Annotated in this window: 14 protein-coding genes; 6 read left to right on the top strand and 8 right to left on the bottom strand. The window is 39.1% G+C overall.

Features of this window, described 5'->3' with window-relative positions; genetic code table 11:
* Nucleotide 1 precedes the first annotated feature (1 nt).
* From DUT68_RS14055 to DUT68_RS14020, 8 genes are all read right to left on the bottom strand, one after another.
* On the bottom strand, nt 2–868 hold the full coding sequence (locus tag DUT68_RS14055; protein ID WP_113638848.1) for an alpha/beta hydrolase: 867 nt from the start codon (nt 866–868) through the stop codon (nt 2–4).
* Nucleotides 869–892: 24 nt separating this feature from the next.
* Entirely contained in the window at nt 893–2329 is a 1437-nt protein-coding gene (locus tag DUT68_RS14050) for a sialate O-acetylesterase (RefSeq protein WP_113638847.1), read from the bottom strand.
* A 266-nt stretch (nt 2330–2595) separates the two neighbouring features.
* The gene (locus DUT68_RS14045; RefSeq protein WP_113638846.1) at nt 2596–2955 is read right to left on the bottom strand and encodes a hypothetical protein; all 360 of its coding nucleotides are present in this window, start codon (nt 2953–2955) and stop codon (nt 2596–2598) included.
* A 98-nt stretch (nt 2956–3053) separates the two neighbouring features.
* On the bottom strand, nt 3054–4919 hold the full coding sequence (locus DUT68_RS14040) for a hypothetical protein (protein WP_113638845.1): 1866 nt from the start codon (nt 4917–4919) through the stop codon (nt 3054–3056).
* Between the two features lie 25 nt (nt 4920–4944).
* Nucleotides 4945–5625 (bottom strand): hypothetical protein, encoded by a 681-nt coding sequence (locus DUT68_RS14035; RefSeq protein ID WP_237088343.1) that lies wholly within the window; start codon nt 5623–5625, stop codon nt 4945–4947.
* Nucleotides 5626–5770: 145 nt separating this feature from the next.
* Entirely contained in the window at nt 5771–7738 is a 1968-nt protein-coding gene (locus tag DUT68_RS14030) for an FG-GAP repeat domain-containing protein (RefSeq protein ID WP_113638844.1), read from the bottom strand.
* Nucleotides 7739–7819: 81 nt separating this feature from the next.
* A complete protein-coding gene (locus DUT68_RS14025) occupies nt 7820–8758 on the bottom strand; it encodes a dihydrodipicolinate synthase family protein (protein WP_113638843.1) in 939 nt (312 codons plus the stop codon).
* 28 nt (nt 8759–8786) lie between these two features.
* Nucleotides 8787–10358, bottom strand: coding sequence for a sodium:solute symporter family protein (locus DUT68_RS14020; protein ID WP_113638842.1), 1572 nt, complete (start codon nt 10356–10358; stop codon nt 8787–8789).
* Between the two features lie 284 nt (nt 10359–10642).
* Between DUT68_RS14020 and DUT68_RS14015 the strand changes: the two genes are divergently transcribed.
* The 6 genes from DUT68_RS14015 to DUT68_RS13990 all read left to right on the top strand — a co-directional run bounded on the left by DUT68_RS14015 (nt 10643) and on the right by DUT68_RS13990 (nt 20558).
* On the top strand, nt 10643–11287 hold the full coding sequence (locus DUT68_RS14015; RefSeq protein WP_237088342.1) for an RNA polymerase sigma factor: 645 nt from the start codon (nt 10643–10645) through the stop codon (nt 11285–11287).
* A gap of 87 nt (nt 11288–11374) precedes the next feature.
* Nucleotides 11375–12499, top strand: coding sequence for a FecR family protein (locus tag DUT68_RS14010; RefSeq protein WP_113638841.1), 1125 nt, complete (start codon nt 11375–11377; stop codon nt 12497–12499).
* A gap of 50 nt (nt 12500–12549) precedes the next feature.
* Nucleotides 12550–16170 carry a SusC/RagA family TonB-linked outer membrane protein gene (locus DUT68_RS14005; protein ID WP_113638840.1) on the top strand — a complete coding sequence of 1207 codons (3621 nt, stop codon included), beginning with the start codon at nt 12550–12552 and terminating at the stop codon, nt 16168–16170.
* 4 nt (nt 16171–16174) lie between these two features.
* Nucleotides 16175–17602, top strand: a complete 1428-nt coding sequence (locus DUT68_RS14000; protein ID WP_113638839.1) for a RagB/SusD family nutrient uptake outer membrane protein — start codon at nt 16175–16177, stop codon at nt 17600–17602.
* Between the two features lie 5 nt (nt 17603–17607).
* Nucleotides 17608–20040, top strand: coding sequence for a zinc-dependent metalloprotease (locus tag DUT68_RS13995; protein ID WP_113638838.1), 2433 nt, complete (start codon nt 17608–17610; stop codon nt 20038–20040).
* The gene (locus tag DUT68_RS13990) at nt 20037–20558 is read left to right on the top strand and encodes a DUF3347 domain-containing protein (protein WP_113638837.1); all 522 of its coding nucleotides are present in this window, start codon (nt 20037–20039) and stop codon (nt 20556–20558) included. The genes DUT68_RS13995 and DUT68_RS13990 overlap by 4 nt, the downstream gene beginning before the upstream one ends.
* The last annotated feature ends 37 nt before the right edge of the window (nt 20559–20595 follow it).

The following is a 20595-nucleotide window of genomic DNA, read 5'->3' as shown; positions in this document are numbered from 1 at the left end:
TTTAAATCCCTAATTCTTTTAAAAATTTGATGATTGCTGTATTAATTTCGGCGTTTTGCTGCGAGGTAAATTTGCCGTGAAGTCCATCGGGGATGGTAATCATTTGATTTTTCACGCCATTCGCATCAAGCAATTTTTTTAAGTTAACAGATTGCTGGTAATTTACCGATGGGTCAGCCGTGCCATGAACGATAAAAGTTGGTGGCGTATTTTGATTGATATATTGCAATGGCGATAATAATTTTGCGAAAGAAATCTCCTCGGCCTTATCGCCAAGCCAAATGGCGTTGCGACTTCCACTTTTAGAATGGATATATTCCCAAACATCAGTAATGCCAAACTTATCTATTACCGCAGCAATTTTGATGGGCTTTTGATAGCTGCAATCTTGATCAAACTGCTTGTTGCTTTGCATGTAACCGGCCAATAGCGCTAAATGGCCACCTGCGGAACCACCCATTAATACCACTTTATCAGGGTCGATATGGTATTTGCTTTCGTTCAGTAGGTAGCACAAGGCTGATCGTACATCCTCCACAGCAGCTGGTGCTGGAGCATCCTTAGCTAAACGATACTCGATGGTGGCCACGGCGTAGCCTTCGTTAAAAAACATTTTAAATTGGTTTGCTGTTCCTTTTGAGCCTTGAGTCCAGCCGCCACCATGTACAAAAAGCACCAGGGGAGTAGATTTATTTGACTGTTGCGGAATAAACAAATCCATTACGCCTATCCAATTTCCAACTTTCTTATAAGGCAGTTCTAGGTAATGGTCGTATTTTTCGGGCAAAAATAGCTTAGTACTTTTGCTAGCTTGAGCTGCTGCCAAAAATGGCATTAGCAATAAAACGATAATAACTTTGATTTTCATCTGTGGCTAATCAATTGATGGAAATTACATTGGTATCACCCAATTATCTGTACGAAACGAGGAAGCTGGAAAGCCATTTTTATTAAATAAATCGCCCATTGCCCAAGCTTTAAATGCATAACGCACCGAAACGGGGTTTTGCACCTGCGTAGCGCTAACCTCTATTCCATCCTTAGTTATTTTAGCAGTAGCAGGATAAAACACCTGATCTTTACCTGCTATTTCAAAGTTATTGCTATTCCCATTTTTGAAATAAAGCCCATCTGCATAATTGAACTTTAACCATACGCTGCTTCCTTTAATAGCCTGGCTTACAAATTCTGGACCTTGATAAGGCACATTTTTAAACCCATAGCTTTTGTTTAAAGCCATTGCGGTCAGTCTGTCGCTTACGGTTTGTTTATCTGGCGGATGAATGGTGTTTTGCGCACCCACATCCATGATTACGGCCATCCCCGAGTTGGGTATGAGTTTCTCCGCTTTTAATTGTGCTTCCCTTAAAAAAGGAACTTTAGGCTGCAATTCCAGAGAAGCTTTGGATAACTTTTCTGTTTTGGAAATGTAAGGAGCGATTTGCACATAATAAAAAGCGAATTCTCCTACGTTCCAGCGCTGCCTCCAATCGGCCACCATTGCTGGAAACATCTTTAAATAATTTTCTGGTTCGTGTCGGTTTTGCTCGCCCTGATACCACATTACCCCCTTAATTTGATAGCCCAAAAGTGGGTTAATCATCCCGTTGAATAATCCAGTAGCTACATTTTTATTTTCAAGCGCAGCGTTATTGTCTTGAGGTATGGTAACATCAGGGTACGGATTTAAACTTTTGGCACTCATCCACGCTTGTACCAGCGTACCGCCCCAAGCCACTTGAATAATTCCAATAGGCACCTTTAATTTTGCCTGCAAGTTTTTAGCGAAACCGTAAGCAACCGCACTAAATTCGGCAACTACTTCGGTGCTGGCAGCATTCCATTGGCCTTTCACATCTGCCAAAGGACGCGACCAAGTTACTTTTTCACCTAAAAACAATCGTATTTTATCGTTTTTAGCGTTCTTGATAATTTCATCAGCATTAGCTACTGGTTGATCTTTAAAACCGCGAAGAGGCATTTCCATATTTGATTGCCCCGACGCCACCCAAACTTCACCTATCAGGACATCTTTCAAAGTAATTTTTTCCCCGTCATCAATTGTTACTGTATATGGGCCGCCCGCCGCCGGTGTAGCCAACTTTACCTTCCAACTGCCAGATGCAACCGAAGCTTTGTAGCTCTTTTTATCCCAAGATGAGGTAATGGTGACTGTATTTTTATCTGAATTACCCCATATCGCGGCTTGTGAATTTTGCTGTAACACCATGCCATCGGAAAAAAAAGATGGCAGTACCACTTTAGCACTAGCTACTTTTAACTGGAGAACAAACAAGGCGAGGATGCCAAAAAAGATCTTAGTATTCATTTTCAATATATTTGGTTGCGGGCAAGTTCGTAGAAAAGTTCCTATTTGCCATTTAGTATGCTGCTAATTTAACGCAATGTTACGGTATTACTGTTACTTTTATTTCCCAATTTTTGTAGGATATTAGCATTATTAGTGAACTTCAAACTAGGGTTTGAGATTGCCTTTACAACGAGCAACAAGGACACGATTTCCGGAAAGTTAAAACAATAAAAAAGGGACAGACAGTGAACACTATCCATCCCTCTTCATAAAAGTTATTGAGTTTATTGATTGCCTGCGGCTTTTGCCTCTTCTTTCAATTTCGCATTAATTTCTTCTACTTTTTTCTTTTGCTCGTCGTTCAACTCCGCCATCATTGCTTCGTTTCTTTCTTTAACAACAGCTTTGATTGCGGTCTTTTTTGCTTTTTCGTCTAAAGTAGCGTCTGCTTCAATTTTTGTTCTTTTTTCGGTAGCATCTTTTTTAATTGTAGCAATTTTTTTGATTTGGTCTGCATTGCAACCGATTTCAGTTAACGCTGCTTTATTCCAAGCAAATGAAGTTGGTTTTTTAGGCGCATCCTGTGCATTAGCAAACACCACGGTAAAGCACGCTATAAAAAGCGTAAGTAATAATTTTTTCATCACGTTTATATTTTATGAACTAAATATATTCATTTTTTAAGATTTCCAAATCAGCTAAGGCTAAATATTTTAAGTTATTTTATAACATCAATTATTACTTAGTATGATTTGGTAAATTTTGCGCTCCAGCTTTCTCCAAACTGCGATTTCACTTGAAGAATATACAACCCGTTAGTTAGGTTTACTGGAAGTTCAATTTGGTTAACACCACTGCTTAGGCTTACTGCCGATTGGTAAATCAAATTCCCTGAAACTCCATGAAGCGCTACTTTGGCGTTTGCGGTTTTTGATGTGACCAATAGTGCTTTAACACTTTGATTTCCATTCAGGATAGTGAGCGATGCTTTTGAGTTATCGAAGTTAAGCAGCTGTACCTCTCCAATTTCCTCGGTTTTGCCATCAAAATCAGTTTGAGTTAGCTGATAGTAATTATTGCCGCTAAGTGGTTGAAAATCTGTAAAGTTGTAGGTTTTAGCATCGCTTGAGTTACCTGCTCCATTGATTTGCCCGATTTTTTTGAAAACTCGATCATCGCCAGCCCTTAACACATGGAAATTTGCATTATTTTGTTCGCTTTCAGTAGACCAAGTTAAACGAGCAGCGCTGTTTTGTTTTGTTGCTTTAAAAGAGATTAGGTTTACCGGAAGTACCTGCAAATAAGCTGCTGGCGTTAGGGTTTGCGCATAGAGTTGCAAATGCGTTTCGCTGGCCAATCGGCCTAAACCAAAAACACCAGTTGTACTAGTTCCTCCCCATACATATAAGCGTAGCTCTGCTTTTTTTCCCGGCGGAATAACAGCGCTAAGATCGGTATTAGCTAAGGCCAAACTGTAATAAATACCATCAACATCTACACTTAGCGGAACATCATTGCCTAAATTTACTACTGGGCTTGAGGGAGATATTTCATTAGCACCATCTCCCAAAACTAATTGCCACCTAGCGTTGGTAGCCGTAGTGCTATTCCCTCTAAACTTCATTCTATATCCCAATAGTTGAGTATAGTTCACTGCATCTCCGGTCAAATCTATTTTATAATATGTTTCTTTAGTTACGGCATCATTAAAGCTTAAAGGGATATCCTCAAGCACCTGACTTTTATAGGTAACGGCATAAGCATTATTTAAAGATGCTTTTTCTAAACCAGCACCTCTTACAAGCAAAAGGGTATTTTCAGTTGTAGATTTTCTCAACCAACTTTGCTGAAAACTACTTGCTACCTCAGCTGCATAAGTACTCGCATTGATATTGGAGAAATCCCAAGTAGCTGCTAGTGGTCCTTCGGCTACGTAACCCTTAAAAGTAATTAGTTCTGTAGTTGAGGCACTACTTTTACCAAAGCCAAAACCTCTAGTAGTGGTCGAAACATCAGTTACACCATCGCTTTGCTTAGCTTTAGCACCCCAGGCGTAAATGCGAAAATATACGTTGGTATTAGGCGCAATTTGCTGTAAGGCAGCAATTCCACTTAAATCAATGGTGGGCTCTACATCTCCATTGGTATTTGTAAATCCTAAAAGTACATCGGCATTGCCAATTTCTACGAAGTTATTGGTGTTGCCAATGCTATAAAACCATCGGTACGTAACATCAGCTGCAGTCCAAGCGTCGGCAGTGCGTAACCTAAAATCTAAACTTTTCAGGTACAGAAACTTGCTAGCTGCATTTAGCTTCAACTCGTAATAAACGTTGTTGGTAATGGCATCTGCCCGGTTGCCGCCAGCTGGAAGCAAACCTACGTAACTGTAAGTAGAGTTATTGGTATAAGTTAATCCGCCACCTCTTGAAAGTGTCATGTTGGTAAGGCCATCCAACTTATAATTTCCCTCTATTGGATTGTCCTGAGGGTTTAAATTATTGGCCGAGGAGGAGCCGGAGGTAAATGACAAATAGCCAATTTTTCCTTGTGCCCCTGCAAAAAAAGCAGTGAAGCCTAGCAAAATGAGTAGTAAAAGTTTTTTCATATGATTTACTTTGGTTAATGGATTGTTATTTCTTAGTGATTGTACCGTCTACAACCAGCGCATTGCTTCCTTTGGAATCTGATTTTCCGAAACCAAATGCAATTGCTTTACCTTGGTTAGTTAAAGCGCCCCAGGCATACAATCGGAAAGTGATTTTTCGACTTACTTTTTGAAGAGCCTTGATGCTAGAAAGGTTGATGGTTTGCTGCTTGATGCCATTGTTTCCTGTGAAAGTTACCTCCACATCTGCATCGCCAATTTTAACAAAGTTCTTACCATCTAAACTGTAAGCCCAACGATACTTGTGTGCCGATTGTTCCTGTCGGCGCAGGATTGCATCTAAACTAGTTAAGCTTACCTCATATCCTGTTTTAGGATTTACTTCAAATTGGAAATAAGCGTTAGACTTTTGGGCATCATCATAATTCTCATCCACCCCAAAATTACCACTAAAACCTCTGCTATTGCCTTGCTTGGGCTGTACTCCTTCGCCTCTGGTGAGTTGCGCTATTTCTAAAAACTGGTTGTTGGTGGTTGCTTTGATACTCGCCTCAGTACCTTTACTGGCTTGTGGTAAAGCAAATTGCCACGCCAATAATTGAGCATTGGCAATGTTAACAAAACCAATAGAAGCAATGAAGATGATGGAGACAAAAGCTAGTTGTTTGCCCGACAGCAGATGCCGGCACATTAAATTCAATTTCATACAATACAGGATATATTTAAGTGAACTAAAGTTAGTTTGCTCCTGCACTGTAATTTTGCCTGTTATTGGCTAATATTTATACGATATTGACATTGGTTTTAGCAATCAGCTGAATAACTGACACCAAAAAGTTAATATGCTTTAATCACCAGCTTAAATCTTTTCTTTCATAAAACATAAATACCCCAGTTTCAATGCCCACTATCAAATTCATCGGAGTTTTACCGCCTCCAATGGCAGCAATACATCCGCCAATTTCATGTCCGCCTAAGGATATATTTTGCCCTTTGAACTTGAGTACCTTCGGAAATTCATAATTTGGCTTAACATCAGTTCCCTTATTTTTCATGAATAAGATTGTGGATCCTCGTTTTGGCTTCATATGAATTGGCAATCCGCTTATCGTATCAGGAATGGATTGTTTTCCATAAGTGCCTACCAATAAATCCTTAATGCCGTCTCCATCCCAATCAACGATTTCAAATTTTGCCCTGCCAACAGTGCCACCTCCTAATTTGTTGCCCCTAATATTTTTATCGCCCATTTTAAGCTTTCCACCATCTTCTAAATTGTATTTATCCAATTGCCAATACAAATGAAATTCATCATCTTTATCAAGCGTGATATAAGCCATTCGGTTACCTAATTTTGCAACACCAGGTCGGGTGCGCCAAGTGCCGTACATATCCAAACCATCTAGGTAAAGCGTGTGTTCCCGATCCAATTTTGGCTTTGTTTTAGTACCGATATTGAGATAAACCATAAACTTTCCTCTGCTGTCACCAGTGATGATATCCAACAAACCATCGCCATCCCAGTCTATCACATTAGGGGAAGTGTAGCCCCATCGAGCCTCTCCAGGACCTTGAATATCCTCTCTGTAGCCCGGTTGAACATGTATAATCTTGCCATCGGCCACCAAAGGTTCAGGATCAATAAAAGCGGGCTGCTCGTTAGTTCCAATGTTTTTGTAGAAAAACAAAAAGCCCATGGAATTTCCTGAGATGATATCCAATTTTCCATCGCCATCCCAATCAGCCATTGATGGAATTACCAGAGAGCCTCCATATAACTTCGGATTTTGCTGCAGCACATGTTTTGGTTGCTCCATAATTAAATTTCCCTTGGCATCAATTTTCGAGGTATTTTTATAGTAATACAATCCTCCTTCGCCAACGGTAATTAAGCCTTGATTTTCCTCGCTATCGTAGAAATATGCAGGCGACGAATGTACACCCGGATTACGCAGCAGCAAGCCGTCAGTACCTATTGCAAATTTGCGTGGCGAGAGCCTGCCTTTCTTCTCATCTAACTGATAAAATAAGATATTGCCCAAACGAGTGCCCGAAAGCACATAACTATTATTACCGACGCTCAACTTCGCAAACCCATCAATGGTAAAAAGCGCCTGATTAAGTTCAGTTAATTGTTCAATATTTACTTGAGCAACATCCAAACTATGAGCAGCACCACCAAAAATCCCCATTTTACGTAAATCATAGGGCCAAAAACCTTCTGCGTTGTAGGTGATCATTTTTGGAAACTCTTTGTTGTTACTGAATACGCCCTCCTCTCCCACAACAAATAAAAACTGCCATGTGCCATCCTTTAATGGTAAAATTCCAAAGTTGGAGTAACCTCTGGGCTGCCCTTTGATATTGATACGTTTCAACTCGGAAAAGCTATAATCCTTTTTATTGAATTTCGCATAACGAAGTGTTGCACCAAAGGCCCAAACGCCGTAAATCTGCCCGTCTTTATCCTGTACGATAAGTCCCCTATTATCTCCCTTATCTTCAAACGGTACTTTAATTTTAATAGGCTCAGCAAAAATTGGAATGCCATCGGGCGATAAACCTTTGTACAAGTAAAGATAGGTTCCTCTGCCGTGGCCATCAGTTCCCTGTAAAAACAAATCCTTTTGAGTGCTGGAAGCAACAGCTGCAAATCCCATGTTATGCCCATTATAAAACGGCACCGATAACCTACCGTAGCCTGTAGGGTTGCCATTGGGAATAGCCTCGCCACTTGCCAGCATCGGCAATTTTACCTGTGCATGCACCAACATTTGCCACATCACACTCAAAACCAATAGGACAGTTTTAGTTTTCATATCACTTCATTTTACAAAAAACCCCGAAGCTAGTTCGGGGTCAAACCAAAAATAATAATCCATTACAGACCATTTTTATTTTTACACTAGCACATTCTCCAAATTAATGCGCTCTTTCACCACACTGTAATCATCAAAAAGCTGATCAATTTTAGCCTTCACCACTACGTCAAATTCACCAATTCCGGTTCTTCTGGTAAAGGTGCTGATGTCCAGTCCACGTTTTTGAAGGTAATATTTCGCCACCGTTGGATATACATCATGCATCACATCCATTTGATCAATAAAAAATTGCTGTACCAAGGCTACTTCTGCACTAAGCGAAGAGTTATTGTAGTTATTGCACAACCACACAATTAATTCTGGGAAATAGTTGCCTTGTATACACGATAAGCCAGCTGCCCCGGCTTTTAGGGTTTCTACAGCATGCACCATATAGGCATCATAAAGGCCAAAATTTTGCACATGTTTGGTTAGCGCAATCTTTTCCTTAATTTGATTGATATCCAAACAAGTATCCTTATGGTAAGTGATTCTGCCAGTAGCCACCAAACTACCTAGTTGTTGCGGAGAAATTAACCTTTTGTAGGGCACCGGGCATTCATAAAAGCCAATTGGTACGCCAGGTGTAAGTTGTAAAAGCTGGTGTACATTGGCTTCAAAAATAGCATCACTATCATTTGCATTAGCCAGTAAGCCTGTAATTCCAATCACGGCATCAATACCTGTATCATAAATACGTTTAACAAAATCAGCCTGTTTGCTTATTGCACCACCAAAAGTTCCGGTTGCCACTACGGGCACTTTATCTTTGGCCAACTTTACAACATGCTTAACTACGGCAATCCTCTCTTCTTCTGAAAGTTCAAACATCTCGCTCGACAAGCAATTTGCAAATAAACCAGCGGCACCAGCATCAAGGTATAAATAGGTAAGCTTGGTTAAACCATCAAAATCCACCGCACCATTATCCTTAAACGGAGTTAGCATAACCGGGATAAATCCTTTTTTCGTATTCATGTGATCTTCTTAATTTCTAACGTAAATATTAGGCTTGTACCGCCTGCTGTTTATTGCTCTTTATTTTACTAATGATGATTCCGGCCAAGAAAATGGTCAGCGTACCTACTACAATAATCATGTTTTTATGAAATGGGCTTCTGAGGAATTCGTATTTTTCGGGAATCAGGCTAGAGAAAGTCATCCAAAGAATTACCACAATACCAATAATTGTTGCGGTAAAAGCTTCTGCATTTTTTGCCTTCTTACTAATCATCCCTAATAGAAATAAACCAAGCATACCACCTGCAAAAATTCCAGAAAGTTCCCACCAAATGTCGAGCAAACTTTTAACGCCAATCATAGCCAAACCAGTTGCCATGCCCATTAAGCCAAACAATACCGTGGTTACGTGTAACGACTTTAAGTTTTGCTTATCAGTTAAATTAGGCTTGAAATATCTTTTGTAAATATCTACCGTAAAAACAGTAGCAGATGCATTCATGCCCGAGCTAATGGTGCTCATTGCAGCCGATAAAATAGCAGACACAATTAAACCCACTAAACCGGCTGGGATTTTATTCACCATAAAGTGTGGCATTACCTTATCGCCATAATCGGAAGCCTTTAACGAGGCCGCCATATCAGCTATTTGTGTTGATGTTGCGGATGAAGGCAACCTTTCCGCAGCAACCTGCATTTTAATAACATCCGTAAATTCAGGGTGCAACTGATAGTAAGCAAACAAGCAAACACCGATGATAAAAAACAGCAATGAAGCAGGAACGTACAGCCAAACGCATAACCAAACAGACTTACGAGCCTCTTGCTCGGTACTGGCAGTATGGTAACGTTGTACGTAATTTTGATCCATACCGAAGTTATTTAGGTTGATAAAGAATCCGTAAAATAACACCACCCAAAAAGTGGACTCGGTTAGGTTTGGAGAAAAGCTGCCTAAGCTAAACTTATTATTTTCTACGCCGATGTCGATGATTTTTGAAACTCCTCCGGGCATATCCGCAACAATTAGATAGATGATGAGCAGCGCACCCAAGGTTTTGATAATGCCTTGTACTACTTCTGTCCATATCACGGCTTCCATACCTCCCATTACCGTGTAAATGATGATACTGATTCCCATTACAATCATTACCGTTGACATACTGTAGCCTGTAAGCGCCTGCAAGCTCAATGCAATTCCGAAAAAGATGGATCCCATACGAGCCAATTGTGTAAGTAGGAAACAGATTACCGCATAGGTTCTTGCCCATGGGCCAAAACGATGTTCGAGGTGTGAATAAGCTGATATTCCTCCGATGCTCCTGTAAAAAGGCACAAAATATTTTGAAGCTATCCAAGCGGCCAATGGCATTGAAATGCTAAAAACAAATGCGTTCCAATTGCCGCCAAATGCTTTACCAGGAACGCCCAAAAACGTGTTGCTACTTAAAAATGTGGCATAGATAGAAAGGCCAATTGCCCAACCCGGAATTTTACCCGATGCCTTGGTGAACTGTTCGGCACTTTTGTTTTTACGTGAAAAATAAACCCCCACCAATACCATAGCTAATAAGTAAAGCACGATAATGACGATGTCCAAAATAGGAAGGTTGTTCATGAATGTTTGTATTTGGTTAGGTTAACAATAGGCTCAATAGCCATCAAGCGAAAGCAAACTTAAATGATTTAGTGCTCGCTTATTTATAAAATCTTCACAAGCTTATGTACGATATTGACATCATATCCGTAAAAAGCATTCAATTTCAACAAAATCAAGGTATCATCTTAAAAAAATTGACTTTTAAATGGGTAAGAATTATTGACTCCATTTAATTAAAGTTCCTTTTAGTTAAAACAATAAGTACTAAAACAAGCTACATTCCTCACAATTTAATTTCGACTTTGAAAGCAAGAAAATTTATACTCATCTTAGTAAAAAAATTGATTCTTAAATTGTTTGCCAAGGATATATCGGAAGATGTTTACTTAACACGGCTAATTAATGCCGACAGGGAAGCATTTGCTTACTTCTATGAGAAGTACAGCCCGGCATTATATCAAAAGCTAAACAGGATGGTAAAGTTTTCCGAAGTAGCAGATGAATTACTTCAGGATGTTTTTTTGAAGGTTTGGATGAAAAGAGACATCATTAATCCAACACTATCATTTAAAACTTGGTTGTATACCATTGCTCAAAATACGGTTTACGATTATTACAGAAAACTTGCACAAGACAAGAAAATGCAGGAGCACTTAATTAGTACCTTTGCAGCGTTTTACAACCAAACGGAGGATTACATTTACAATAAGGAGCGTAGCCTTGCTTTGCAGGAAGCCATTGCACAACTGCCTCCACAACGTAGAGAAATTTTCAGGCTTTGTAAAATAGAGGAAAAGTCTTACAAAGAAGTGGCCGAGTTACTAAATATCAGTGTCTCTACCGTAAGCAATCAATTGGTACATGCCACCAAAGCGGTTAAGGACTATGTATTCTTCCACTCAAAGGAATTCCTCGCTTTTGTGATTGCTTTATATCTAAAGAACTAGCTCTCCAAGCATTCCACAATCCAAAATTTTATTTTTTTTAGATCACAATAGTGTGTTTCTAAATCTCATGCGTATACGTATATAAACATGGAGCAAAAACCAGATTTCGACAAACTATTTAGTAGGTTTTTAAATAACCAAGCTACACAAAAAGAACTTGATTTATTTTTTCAAGACTTAAACGGCTTGGGCGAAGAAAAGCTAAAAAATCACATCAACGCCGAAATGCAAATGGAGGAACAGTCAATTGCCGTTTCACAACCACATCTTCAAAATATTTTCGCAAAAATAGAACAACAAATAGATCGTAAGCCGAAGTCGAAACTATTATGGACAAAAACTTGGTACAAAGTGGCCGCGGCAGCAGCTGTTGTGCTTGGTTTGGGCTATCTTATGCTTTATAATGATGTTAAACAGGTAAACATTGTTCCAGGCAGCAGTAAAGCGGTGCTCATTATCAATAATGAAGAGAAAGCACTTGACAATAAAACCATCAGGTCATTTTCGCCAGCGGCTGCTATTTCAGTAACTACAGCCGCTGATGGTAGCATCATTTACAGACAAATATCCAACGATACTACTGGCCTTTCTGCACTGCACACGGTAAGCACACCAGTGGGCGGCTTCTATAAAGTGACTCTTGGCGACGGCACGCAAGTTTTCCTTAATGCTAAATCAAGCATCGAATTTCCTGTTGGATTTTACGGTGCTGAACGCCATGTTAAAGTAAATGGCGAAGCATATTTTAAAGTAGCAAAGAATAAGAAAATGCCTTTCATTGTTTCCGTTGGTGGAACCGACGTGAAAGTGTTAGGTACGGAATTCATGATCAACAGTTTTGCTAAACAAACTAAAACTACCCTATTTGAAGGTAGCGTGCAGTTGAGCTATTTATCCAAACGCCAAATTTTAGTACCCGGCGAAGAAGGCATTTCAGATCCAAGTGGAATCCTTGTAAATCAAGCTGACACCGCAGCCACATTGGCTTGGACAAATGGTTTATTTGTATTTAACGATCAGCCACTCATTAACGTACTCCAAGAACTTTCCCGTTGGTATGATTTTACCTTCGACGCGGAGAGTATCCCCAACAAACGCTTATATATAAGACTTAATAGAAATACTGCCTTTAAGGATGTTTTGCAAATGCTGCAAACAACTACTGGACTTAACTTTAAAATTGAAGAAAGGAGGCTTAGCATAGAAAACTAATACATGCGCTCCAAACTAACTATTTAATCATCAACTCAACTAACCTTTAAATGAATAAACTTAACCCAGTGGGCAAGAGTACGCCTGCTTATATAACTTATTTGAGATTATTTTTGCTAGTCTCTATCCTTACCGCAAGTACCATTCAGCTATCATTCGGGCAAAATATTTATACTTTTAGCTTTAAAAAAGCACCGTTAAATACCGTTATTGCCGAAATCTCTAAAAAAACTAACTATCAATTTGTTTACGACGCATCTTTTGCCCAAAAAGCTAAACCAATTGATGCCGAAATTAAAAGCGACAACATCAACGAAATACTAGGTCAAGTATTTAAAGGCCAGGATTTCACTTATCGCGTTAGCGGAAAAACAATTGTAATACGCTCCAAATCAGCTGGCGAAAATACCTATACACTACATGGCATGGTAACCGATAGCACTGGAATAGCAATGCCAGGAGTAACGGTAGCTCAAAAAGGTACAAGTAACATTACCCACACTGATAAAAACGGCCATTTCGGGATTGATGTAAGCGACAGCAACAACGCGTTGGTGTTTTCTTACCTTGGCTACGAGCAAAAAGAAGTTAGCTATTCCAAAAATGCTGCCGGATCGGTAATCATTGTATCACTTAAAACTTCCAATTCGGTATTAAACGAAGTAATTGTAACCGGATATCAAACACTAAGGAAATTAGAATCACCGGCTGCAGTTACCGAAGTAGGCGAAAAAGTATTGAAGGAAAATGTTCCAACCAGTCTTTTAAGTGCTTTAGAAGGCAGAGTGGCAGGTTTACAATACGATAAAAATCCAACTGGTAGCGCTTCTGACCGCCCTATCCTAAGAGGTATTGGTACTTATTCTTCACTAAATGTAGGCTACAGTCCGCTTTTGGTGATTGACGGTTTACCTACCGAATTATCACTCGATGAAATCAATCCTTACGATATTGAAAGCGTAAGTGTACTGAAAGACGCCGCAGCAGCTTCAATTTATGGATCGAGGGCAGGAAATGGGATTATAGTGCTAACCACTAAAAAAGGAAGTGGCAATTTAAAAGTAAGCTTAAACTCTGATTTTTTCATCAGTACCAAGCCTAATTTAGATAACATGCACTATGCATCTACAAGCGACGTTATTGATTATGAACAGGCGGTTTACAATAAAGAGCGGTCGAGATATGCCAGCACTGCATCTATGTTTAATGCTTATGGCGATATCGCAAACGGTACCATCAAATATTACTCTCCGCTTTATCAGCTGAACAGAGAGCTCGAAGAAGGGAAAATCACGAATGATCAGTTTAGAAATACCATTAACCAATGGAGGCAAAACGATTTCGTTAACGATTATACCAACAACATTTGGCAAAATGAATTTAGGCAGCGCTATAACTTATCTTTTTCAAATAGTTCAACCAAACAAAACACCTTTGTTTCTTTAAATTTTGATGACGCGAAGCAAAGAGTAAAGTACAATGAGGATAAAAATTTTACGCTATATGCCAAAAGTACATTTCAGGTAAAACCTTGGTTAGATGCCACCATTGGTTTTAACGGTTCTTACAGTACCGCCAATGTTACTGATGGATCTTACAATGACTTCTTCATTCAAAATAGGTACGAGCAATTGGTTGATGAAAATGGCAACCCGGTAATTTCTTCTTACGTTAATATTAAAGATGGCTTTACCGGTTCGTTAGCGATGAACCCACTGGTAGCTGGTAAAATTAATAGTACTGCTAGTTTAAAGCCTACCAGTTTCAACATGCTTAATTCATTGCAAGAAGGTATCGAGAAACAAAACTCATTAGGCTTGAGGGCGTTTGCCAACTTACAGGCTAAAATTTACGATGGCATTAGTTTCAGCACACAATTTCAGTATGAAAATAGAAGAAACAGCCGCGAAAGTTTTTATGATGCTACATCCTATAAAATGCGTTATGCTTCTAATGCATTAGCCAATTATGCTACTGCTACAAACTTATACACCTCTGCCCTACCTGCTGGCGGCCGATACTACCAATTTAGCCAACAAAGCAGCAACTATACTTTCAGGAACCAACTGAACTACAACAAATCTTTCAATCAAAACAAACATGTAGTTTCTGCCATTGGTGGTTTCGAAATGCGTGAAACTTACATCCCTAGAACCATTGAAGAATTAAGATACGGCTACGATCCTGTTACCTTAACCTCAGTAATTATCGACAATGCTACGCTGAGCCAAACTGGAGCTACAAGTTACATTTATGGTGGTAGCAGAACTTTAAGTACGCTTTCTCGTACGCAAAGAGAAACTAAGCACCGTTATTTATCTGCTTATGCAAATGCCAACTACACTTACGCATCTAAGTACAATTTGAGTGGAAGTATTAGAGTTGACCGTGCCGATTTATTTGGTGTAGATCCTAAATATAAAAATCGTCCGCTTTGGTCGGTAGGTTTAGGATGGAATGCAAGCAACGAAGAATTCCTTAAAAATGCAACTTGGGTTAACTTCCTAAAACTTAGAGCTACTTATGGCATAAATGGTAATGTTGATCAGGGTTCAACACCTTATTTAACCGCAACTAGACGTAATGACAACCTAATACCTACCCTACAATACACCAATATTACTGCGCTACCAAACCCTAAATTAAGATGGGAAAAAGTAGCTACTGCCAATATCGGGATTGATTATAGCTTGTTCAAAAATAAGTTAAGGGGTGCTGTTGATCTTTACCATAAATACAGTACTGATTTACTGGCTACCACAGAGTTAGATCCAACAGTGGGTGCTTTATCACGTGTGATCAACAGTGGCGCAATGAGAAATAGAGGTATTGAAGTAAGTGTTGGTTCTGATTGGTACAACAGAAGAGATTTGCGCTTAAGTTCTAACTTTATCATCGCATTTAATAACAATGCTATCAAAAAAGTAACTAGCAGCAACGCCACTGCGCCTAGCTATGTAGGTGCACCAACCAACAACCTAATCCTTAACGATAGCTTCAATTCGCTTTACGCTTACCGTTACGGCGGAATGGTAAACGGCTATCCTTATGTTTTAGATGAAAATGGAAATCCATCAATTTTATTTGACGCAAATGGAAACCCTATACCCACCAGTATAAAAAGTGGTATTAATAATTTAGCGGCATTGGTAAACATGGGTTCGCTTACCCCAACTTACACAGGTTCTTTATCTCAACGTATTTCTTACAAACAGTTTGATCTTAACATGCTTTTTGTTTTCTCTGGCGGAAATAAGTTACGTAAGGATTTTGTTGACCCAGCGGATGGAAAAACCGTTGCCATTACTTCTTCAGTGACGCAAAATGGGCAATCAAATGGGTTACCTCGCATTTGGGTTGATTATCCGGAAGTTCCAAATATCATCAACAATGCCAGCAACATTCTATCATTATGGCGTAACTCCGATGCGAATGTAGCCGATGCAGATTATGTGAAGCTGAGAAATGTATCCTTAAGCTATAACTTGCCAAAGTCATTTGCCGATAAAATAAGAATTTCTTCGGCTAAGCTAACTTTTCAAATGAACAATATTTGGTATTGGAGTGCTGCTGGTAACGATATTGATCCAGAAACATTCTCGCTGAACTCCGGTACAAGGAATCTTCCATTACCTAAAACTTATTTATTTGGTTTCAACCTAACACTTTAATAGCATGAAACGCATTAATTATATCCTACTGCTGTCGTTAATGGTTTGTTTAACGGCTTGCGAAAAATATACAGAGATTACGCCAAAAGGGGCATTTGTCGTAGAAACAGCAAATGATTTCTATCAACTCGTATCATTCCCAAATCGTGGTTATCCTATCAATAACTTTCAATATTTGGTAGATGACCAATGGATGAAAGAGTCTAACGTTATTGGTATTACGCCTAACATCAACACCATCAACTTTACTTTTGATGAAACAGTTGATAGGGTAGCACTGCTAACTGCCTCTAGTTTTTATAATCAGGCCTATGCCTATATCAACAGGTGGAATACTGTAATTTCATTAGTAGATAACAGCAAAGGTGATGAAAAAACAAAACAGCTAGCAAAAGCAGAAGCTAAGCTTTTACGTGCTTACGACCATTTTCTGTTAGTAAACCACTACGCCAAAGCTTTTGATCCGCAAACGGCCGCAACAGACGGTGGTATTTGTATCATGGATAAATACGACTTGGAAGCAAAGCCTAAAAAATCAACAGTGGCCGAAGTTTACAGCTTTATTCAAAAGGATATAGATGAAGCCCTTCCCTATTTGGAAGTTAAGCCCGCTGACATTTACCATCCTTCCATTGCTTTTGGCTATGCATTTAAGGCAAAAGTACATTTGTTCAAAAGAGAAATTGCTCAAGCAAAAGAGGCTGCGGAAAAATCATTAAGCTATAACAACCAAATTTTCGACTTAGTGCAGTACGCTGCGCAAGGTGGGCCAACGGCTGTGCCAATAATAGCTCCTAATAATCCCGAAGTGCTAAGCTATATGTACATGACCGGATACAACGAGATGAACTTTGCTTATCAGTATATTATTAGTCCAGAGTTAAGAACTTTATTTGGCAACAACGATGCCCGCTTTAACTTATTCTTTAACTCTACCAATGCTAGTTTTCTTGATGTTGGCTCTAACACGGCTTACTATGCCGTTAATTTCAATCGCTTCTTTTATGCCACAGTTGGCATGAAAACTACTGAAGTTTATTTGATGCTTGCCGAATGTTATGCTCGAGATAACAAATTTGCAGAGGCTGTAGATATTTTGAACAAGTTAAGAGCCAAACGCATTTTAGCAGGTGGAACGGTAAACTTAACCGTACCTACCACCAGAAAAGAAACCATGGAGTTGGTCATCAACGAGCGTCGTAAAGAGCTATTATTGGGCTTTAACCGTTTCTTCGATTTAAAGCGTTTAAATACTGAACCAGAATACGAAAAAACAATCACCCGTGTATTCCCAATCGTAAACAAAACAGTTCCACAAAAAACTTACACCTTAAAACCCAATTCAAGGCTATATATCATTCCTTTTCCATTAAATGTGTTAAGGATGAACCCATCGCTCACTTTAAACACTGACGAAAAAATTCCTTTTTAATTTAGATGAAGAAACTACTCGTAATTTTAAGCATACTAGCTGCATCACAGCAGTATGCTTACTCACAAAATCCAACAGAAAAAAAAACCGATAGCACCCAAAAGGCGCTACAACCTTATAACAAGGTAATTACTTCCAATGCTAAAAGCAAGGCTGGATTATTTACTGTAACACAGGTTGATACTAAGTTTTATTTCGAAATTCCAGATAGCTTATTTAACCGCTACATGTTAACGGTAACCCGCTATTTAGCTACTCCACAAGGGATGGGTAGCTTCGGTGGTGAGAAGGCCAATGAACAAACCATCTATTTTGAAAAAGGCCCTAACAATACGGTGTTTTTAAGAGCGCTTCAATATAAACAAGATGTGCGCAAAGCGGATGATATGATTGCAAAAGCCTTGGCAGGAAGTAATGAAAATCCTATCGTTACCGCGTTTCCAATTAAAACAACTAATCCAACCACCGGCAATATTGTAATTGAGGTAACGGATGCTTTTAAAAAGGAAAATCCAATGTTTTCTTTAGCAAATGGAGAAAAAACAGAGAAAAAACTGACCTCGTTAGCGGATGATAAATCTTTCATAGAAACAATCAACAGCTATCCCATTAACATAGAAGTTAAAACTACTAAAACCTATTCCAATTCCTTAGCAAGTAGCGGTAGCGTAACATTAAGGTTGAATACTTCTATCGTGCTTTTGCCTAAAATCCCTATGAGAAAACGCTTTTTCGACGAACGTGTTGGTTTTTTTGCTGAGAAATATGTGCTGTTTGACGATGAACAACAACGTGCAGAAACCAAATATTTGGTACAACGCTATCGCTTGGAACCTAAAGAAGAGGATATTAAAAAGTATCAAAGTGGGCAGCTAGTGGAGCCTAAAAAGCAAATTGTTTATTATATCGATCCTGCTACGCCAAAAAAATGGAGACCTTATTTAATTGCAGGTATTAATGACTGGCAAAAAGCTTTCGAAGCAGCTGGTTTCAAAAATGCCATTATTGGAAAAGAGTGGCCAGAAAGCGATACCACCATGAGCTTAGAGGATGCAAGATATTCGGTAGTGAGGTATTATGCTTCCGAAACACCTAATGCTTATGGTCCTCGCATCAGCGACCCTCGTAGTGGCGAAATCATCGAAAGCCATGTAGGTTGGTTTCACAACGTGATGAAATTGGTACAAAACTGGTACATGATTCAAGCCGGCCCCTTAGATCCAAGAGCTAGGAAAATGAACCTAGATGATGAACTGATGGGACAGCTGATCCGTTTTGTATCTTCGCATGAGATAGGCCATACCATTGGATTACGCCACAACATGGGCGCTAGTAGTGCTACACCTGTAGAAAAACTGCGAGATAAAAAGTGGGTTGAAGCCAATGGTCATACGGTGTCCATTATGGATTATGCTCGTTTCAATTATGTGGCGCAACCTGAAGATAACATCAGTAGTAAAGGCATTTATCCTCGTATTGGAATGTATGATAAATGGGCAATAAAATGGGGATATGGCTATTTTCCAAAAGCTAAAGACGAGTTTGAAGAGGAAAAAATATTGGCCAAACTGACTACTGATAGCCTTACTTCCAACCCTAAATTGTGGTTTGGTGGAGAAGGCAAGGATGAAGATCCAAGAAGCCAAACAGAAGACCTTGGCGATGATGCCATTGTGGCTAGCGATTATGGTATTAAAAACCTAAAACGTGTAGTTCCTAACTTAGTTAAATGGACTTACGAGCCTGGAGATGCTTATGATAATTTAGCTGACATGCACAAAGTGGCGGTTAGACAGTATCTTAGATATCTTTATCATGTACTTAAAAACATAGGCAACAACTATGTAACAAAAAGAACTGCAGACGAAAAAGGCATCGTTTATCAGCCAATACCAAAAACAAAAGTTAAGGCTGCTATTGATTATATTGGCAGGCAGCTTTTTGTTGCCCCACTTTGGCTTTACCCTCAAGAAATAGCACAATTAATTCCGCTAAAAGCCGCCGATGAAATTTCAGATCAACAAAACCAAACGTTAACCATGTTATTAAGCAGTGGCTTGTTGTATAACATCAATCAAAAAGCGATGCAGTTTGAAGGTGCTTACACTGTGCCTGAATTTTTAAATGATTTAGAGCAAACGGTATTTGTTAAATTTTCTGGAGATGAAAAACAAGACTTTTTTAGAAGAAGTACTCAACGCAGCTATGTAGAAAAAATGAGTATGCTACTGTTGCCTAAAGAAGTTGAGCCTGGTAAAGCACTTACTAACGCCCAACGTAGTGATGTGAAATTATATGGCCAACAACACCTGATCAAGCTAAGAAATGATATTGAGAAGTTAAACGCTACCGCTACCGGACTTAACAAGCTTCATTATGATAACTTGATCATCGAAATCGACAAAATCACTTCAAAAATTAAGAAAGCAGATATATGAAAAGATTATTAACCATTGCATTAATTACTGCGGCGTCAGTAGCTAATGCACAAAATACCTCTAAGCAGGAAGTAGCACCAGAATTGGTGGAACAAAGAGAAACCTTGAAGAAGGAAATCACTACGGATTACTTGGCATTAAAAAACAACCTGCTCATTTCTGATAGTGTTGCGGTAACTGCTAACGCAAAAGGACTTGCTGATGCGCTAGCTAAGTTTAAATTCAAAAAGTTGACTTTAGACCAAATGAACTTATCTACTACTACCCGAAAAGAAATTATTGATTTGGCTAATGAAATTGCAGCTACTAAAAATATCAATAAGCAGCGCAAAGCTTTTGCCACGCTTTCGGTTAAATTTTGGAATATTGCAGCCAAGTTAAAGCCAATGGATTTACCTTTATACCAACAAGTTTGCCCAATGACTGGCGAGATTTGGTTAAGTGACTGCAAGGAAATTAAAAATCCTTACTATCCAAAAAATATGTTGACTTGCGGTGAAGTAAAAGCAAGTTTGTAAGACTTAAATTTAGGTTTAGTTTGATAAAATGCGGTTC

The organism is Pedobacter zeaxanthinifaciens, from assembly GCF_003313335.1.
Taxonomy (GTDB): domain Bacteria; phylum Bacteroidota; class Bacteroidia; order Sphingobacteriales; family Sphingobacteriaceae; genus Pedobacter; species Pedobacter zeaxanthinifaciens.
The sequence above is the reverse complement of the archived record's forward strand: the minus strand, read 5'-3'. Positions and strand labels throughout refer to the sequence as shown.

Bases quoted from the DNA above. Each gene is read 5' to 3' on its own strand.
- DUT68_RS14055 (WP_113638848.1), bottom strand. From the start codon at position 868: ATGAAAATCAAAGTTATTATCGTTTTATTGCTAATGCCATTTTTGGCA.
- DUT68_RS14050 (WP_113638847.1), bottom strand. From the start codon at position 2,329: ATGAATACTAAGATCTTTTTTGGCATCCTCGCCTTGTTTGTTCTCCAG.
- DUT68_RS14045 (WP_113638846.1), bottom strand. From the start codon at position 2,955: ATGAAAAAATTATTACTTACGCTTTTTATAGCGTGCTTTACCGTGGTG.
- DUT68_RS14040 (WP_113638845.1), bottom strand. From the start codon at position 4,919: ATGAAAAAACTTTTACTACTCATTTTGCTAGGCTTCACTGCTTTTTTT.
- DUT68_RS14035 (WP_237088343.1), bottom strand. From the start codon at position 5,625: ATGAAATTGAATTTAATGTGCCGGCATCTGCTGTCGGGCAAACAACTA.
- DUT68_RS14030 (WP_113638844.1), bottom strand. From the start codon at position 7,738: ATGAAAACTAAAACTGTCCTATTGGTTTTGAGTGTGATGTGGCAAATG.
- DUT68_RS14025 (WP_113638843.1), bottom strand. From the start codon at position 8,758: ATGAATACGAAAAAAGGATTTATCCCGGTTATGCTAACTCCGTTTAAG.
- DUT68_RS14020 (WP_113638842.1), bottom strand. From the start codon at position 10,358: ATGAACAACCTTCCTATTTTGGACATCGTCATTATCGTGCTTTACTTA.
- DUT68_RS14010 (WP_113638841.1), top strand. From the start codon at position 11,375: ATGGAGCAAAAACCAGATTTCGACAAACTATTTAGTAGGTTTTTAAAT.
- DUT68_RS14005 (WP_113638840.1), top strand. From the start codon at position 12,550: ATGAATAAACTTAACCCAGTGGGCAAGAGTACGCCTGCTTATATAACT.
- DUT68_RS14000 (WP_113638839.1), top strand. From the start codon at position 16,175: ATGAAACGCATTAATTATATCCTACTGCTGTCGTTAATGGTTTGTTTA.
- DUT68_RS13995 (WP_113638838.1), top strand. From the start codon at position 17,608: ATGAAGAAACTACTCGTAATTTTAAGCATACTAGCTGCATCACAGCAG.
- DUT68_RS13990 (WP_113638837.1), top strand. From the start codon at position 20,037: ATGAAAAGATTATTAACCATTGCATTAATTACTGCGGCGTCAGTAGCT.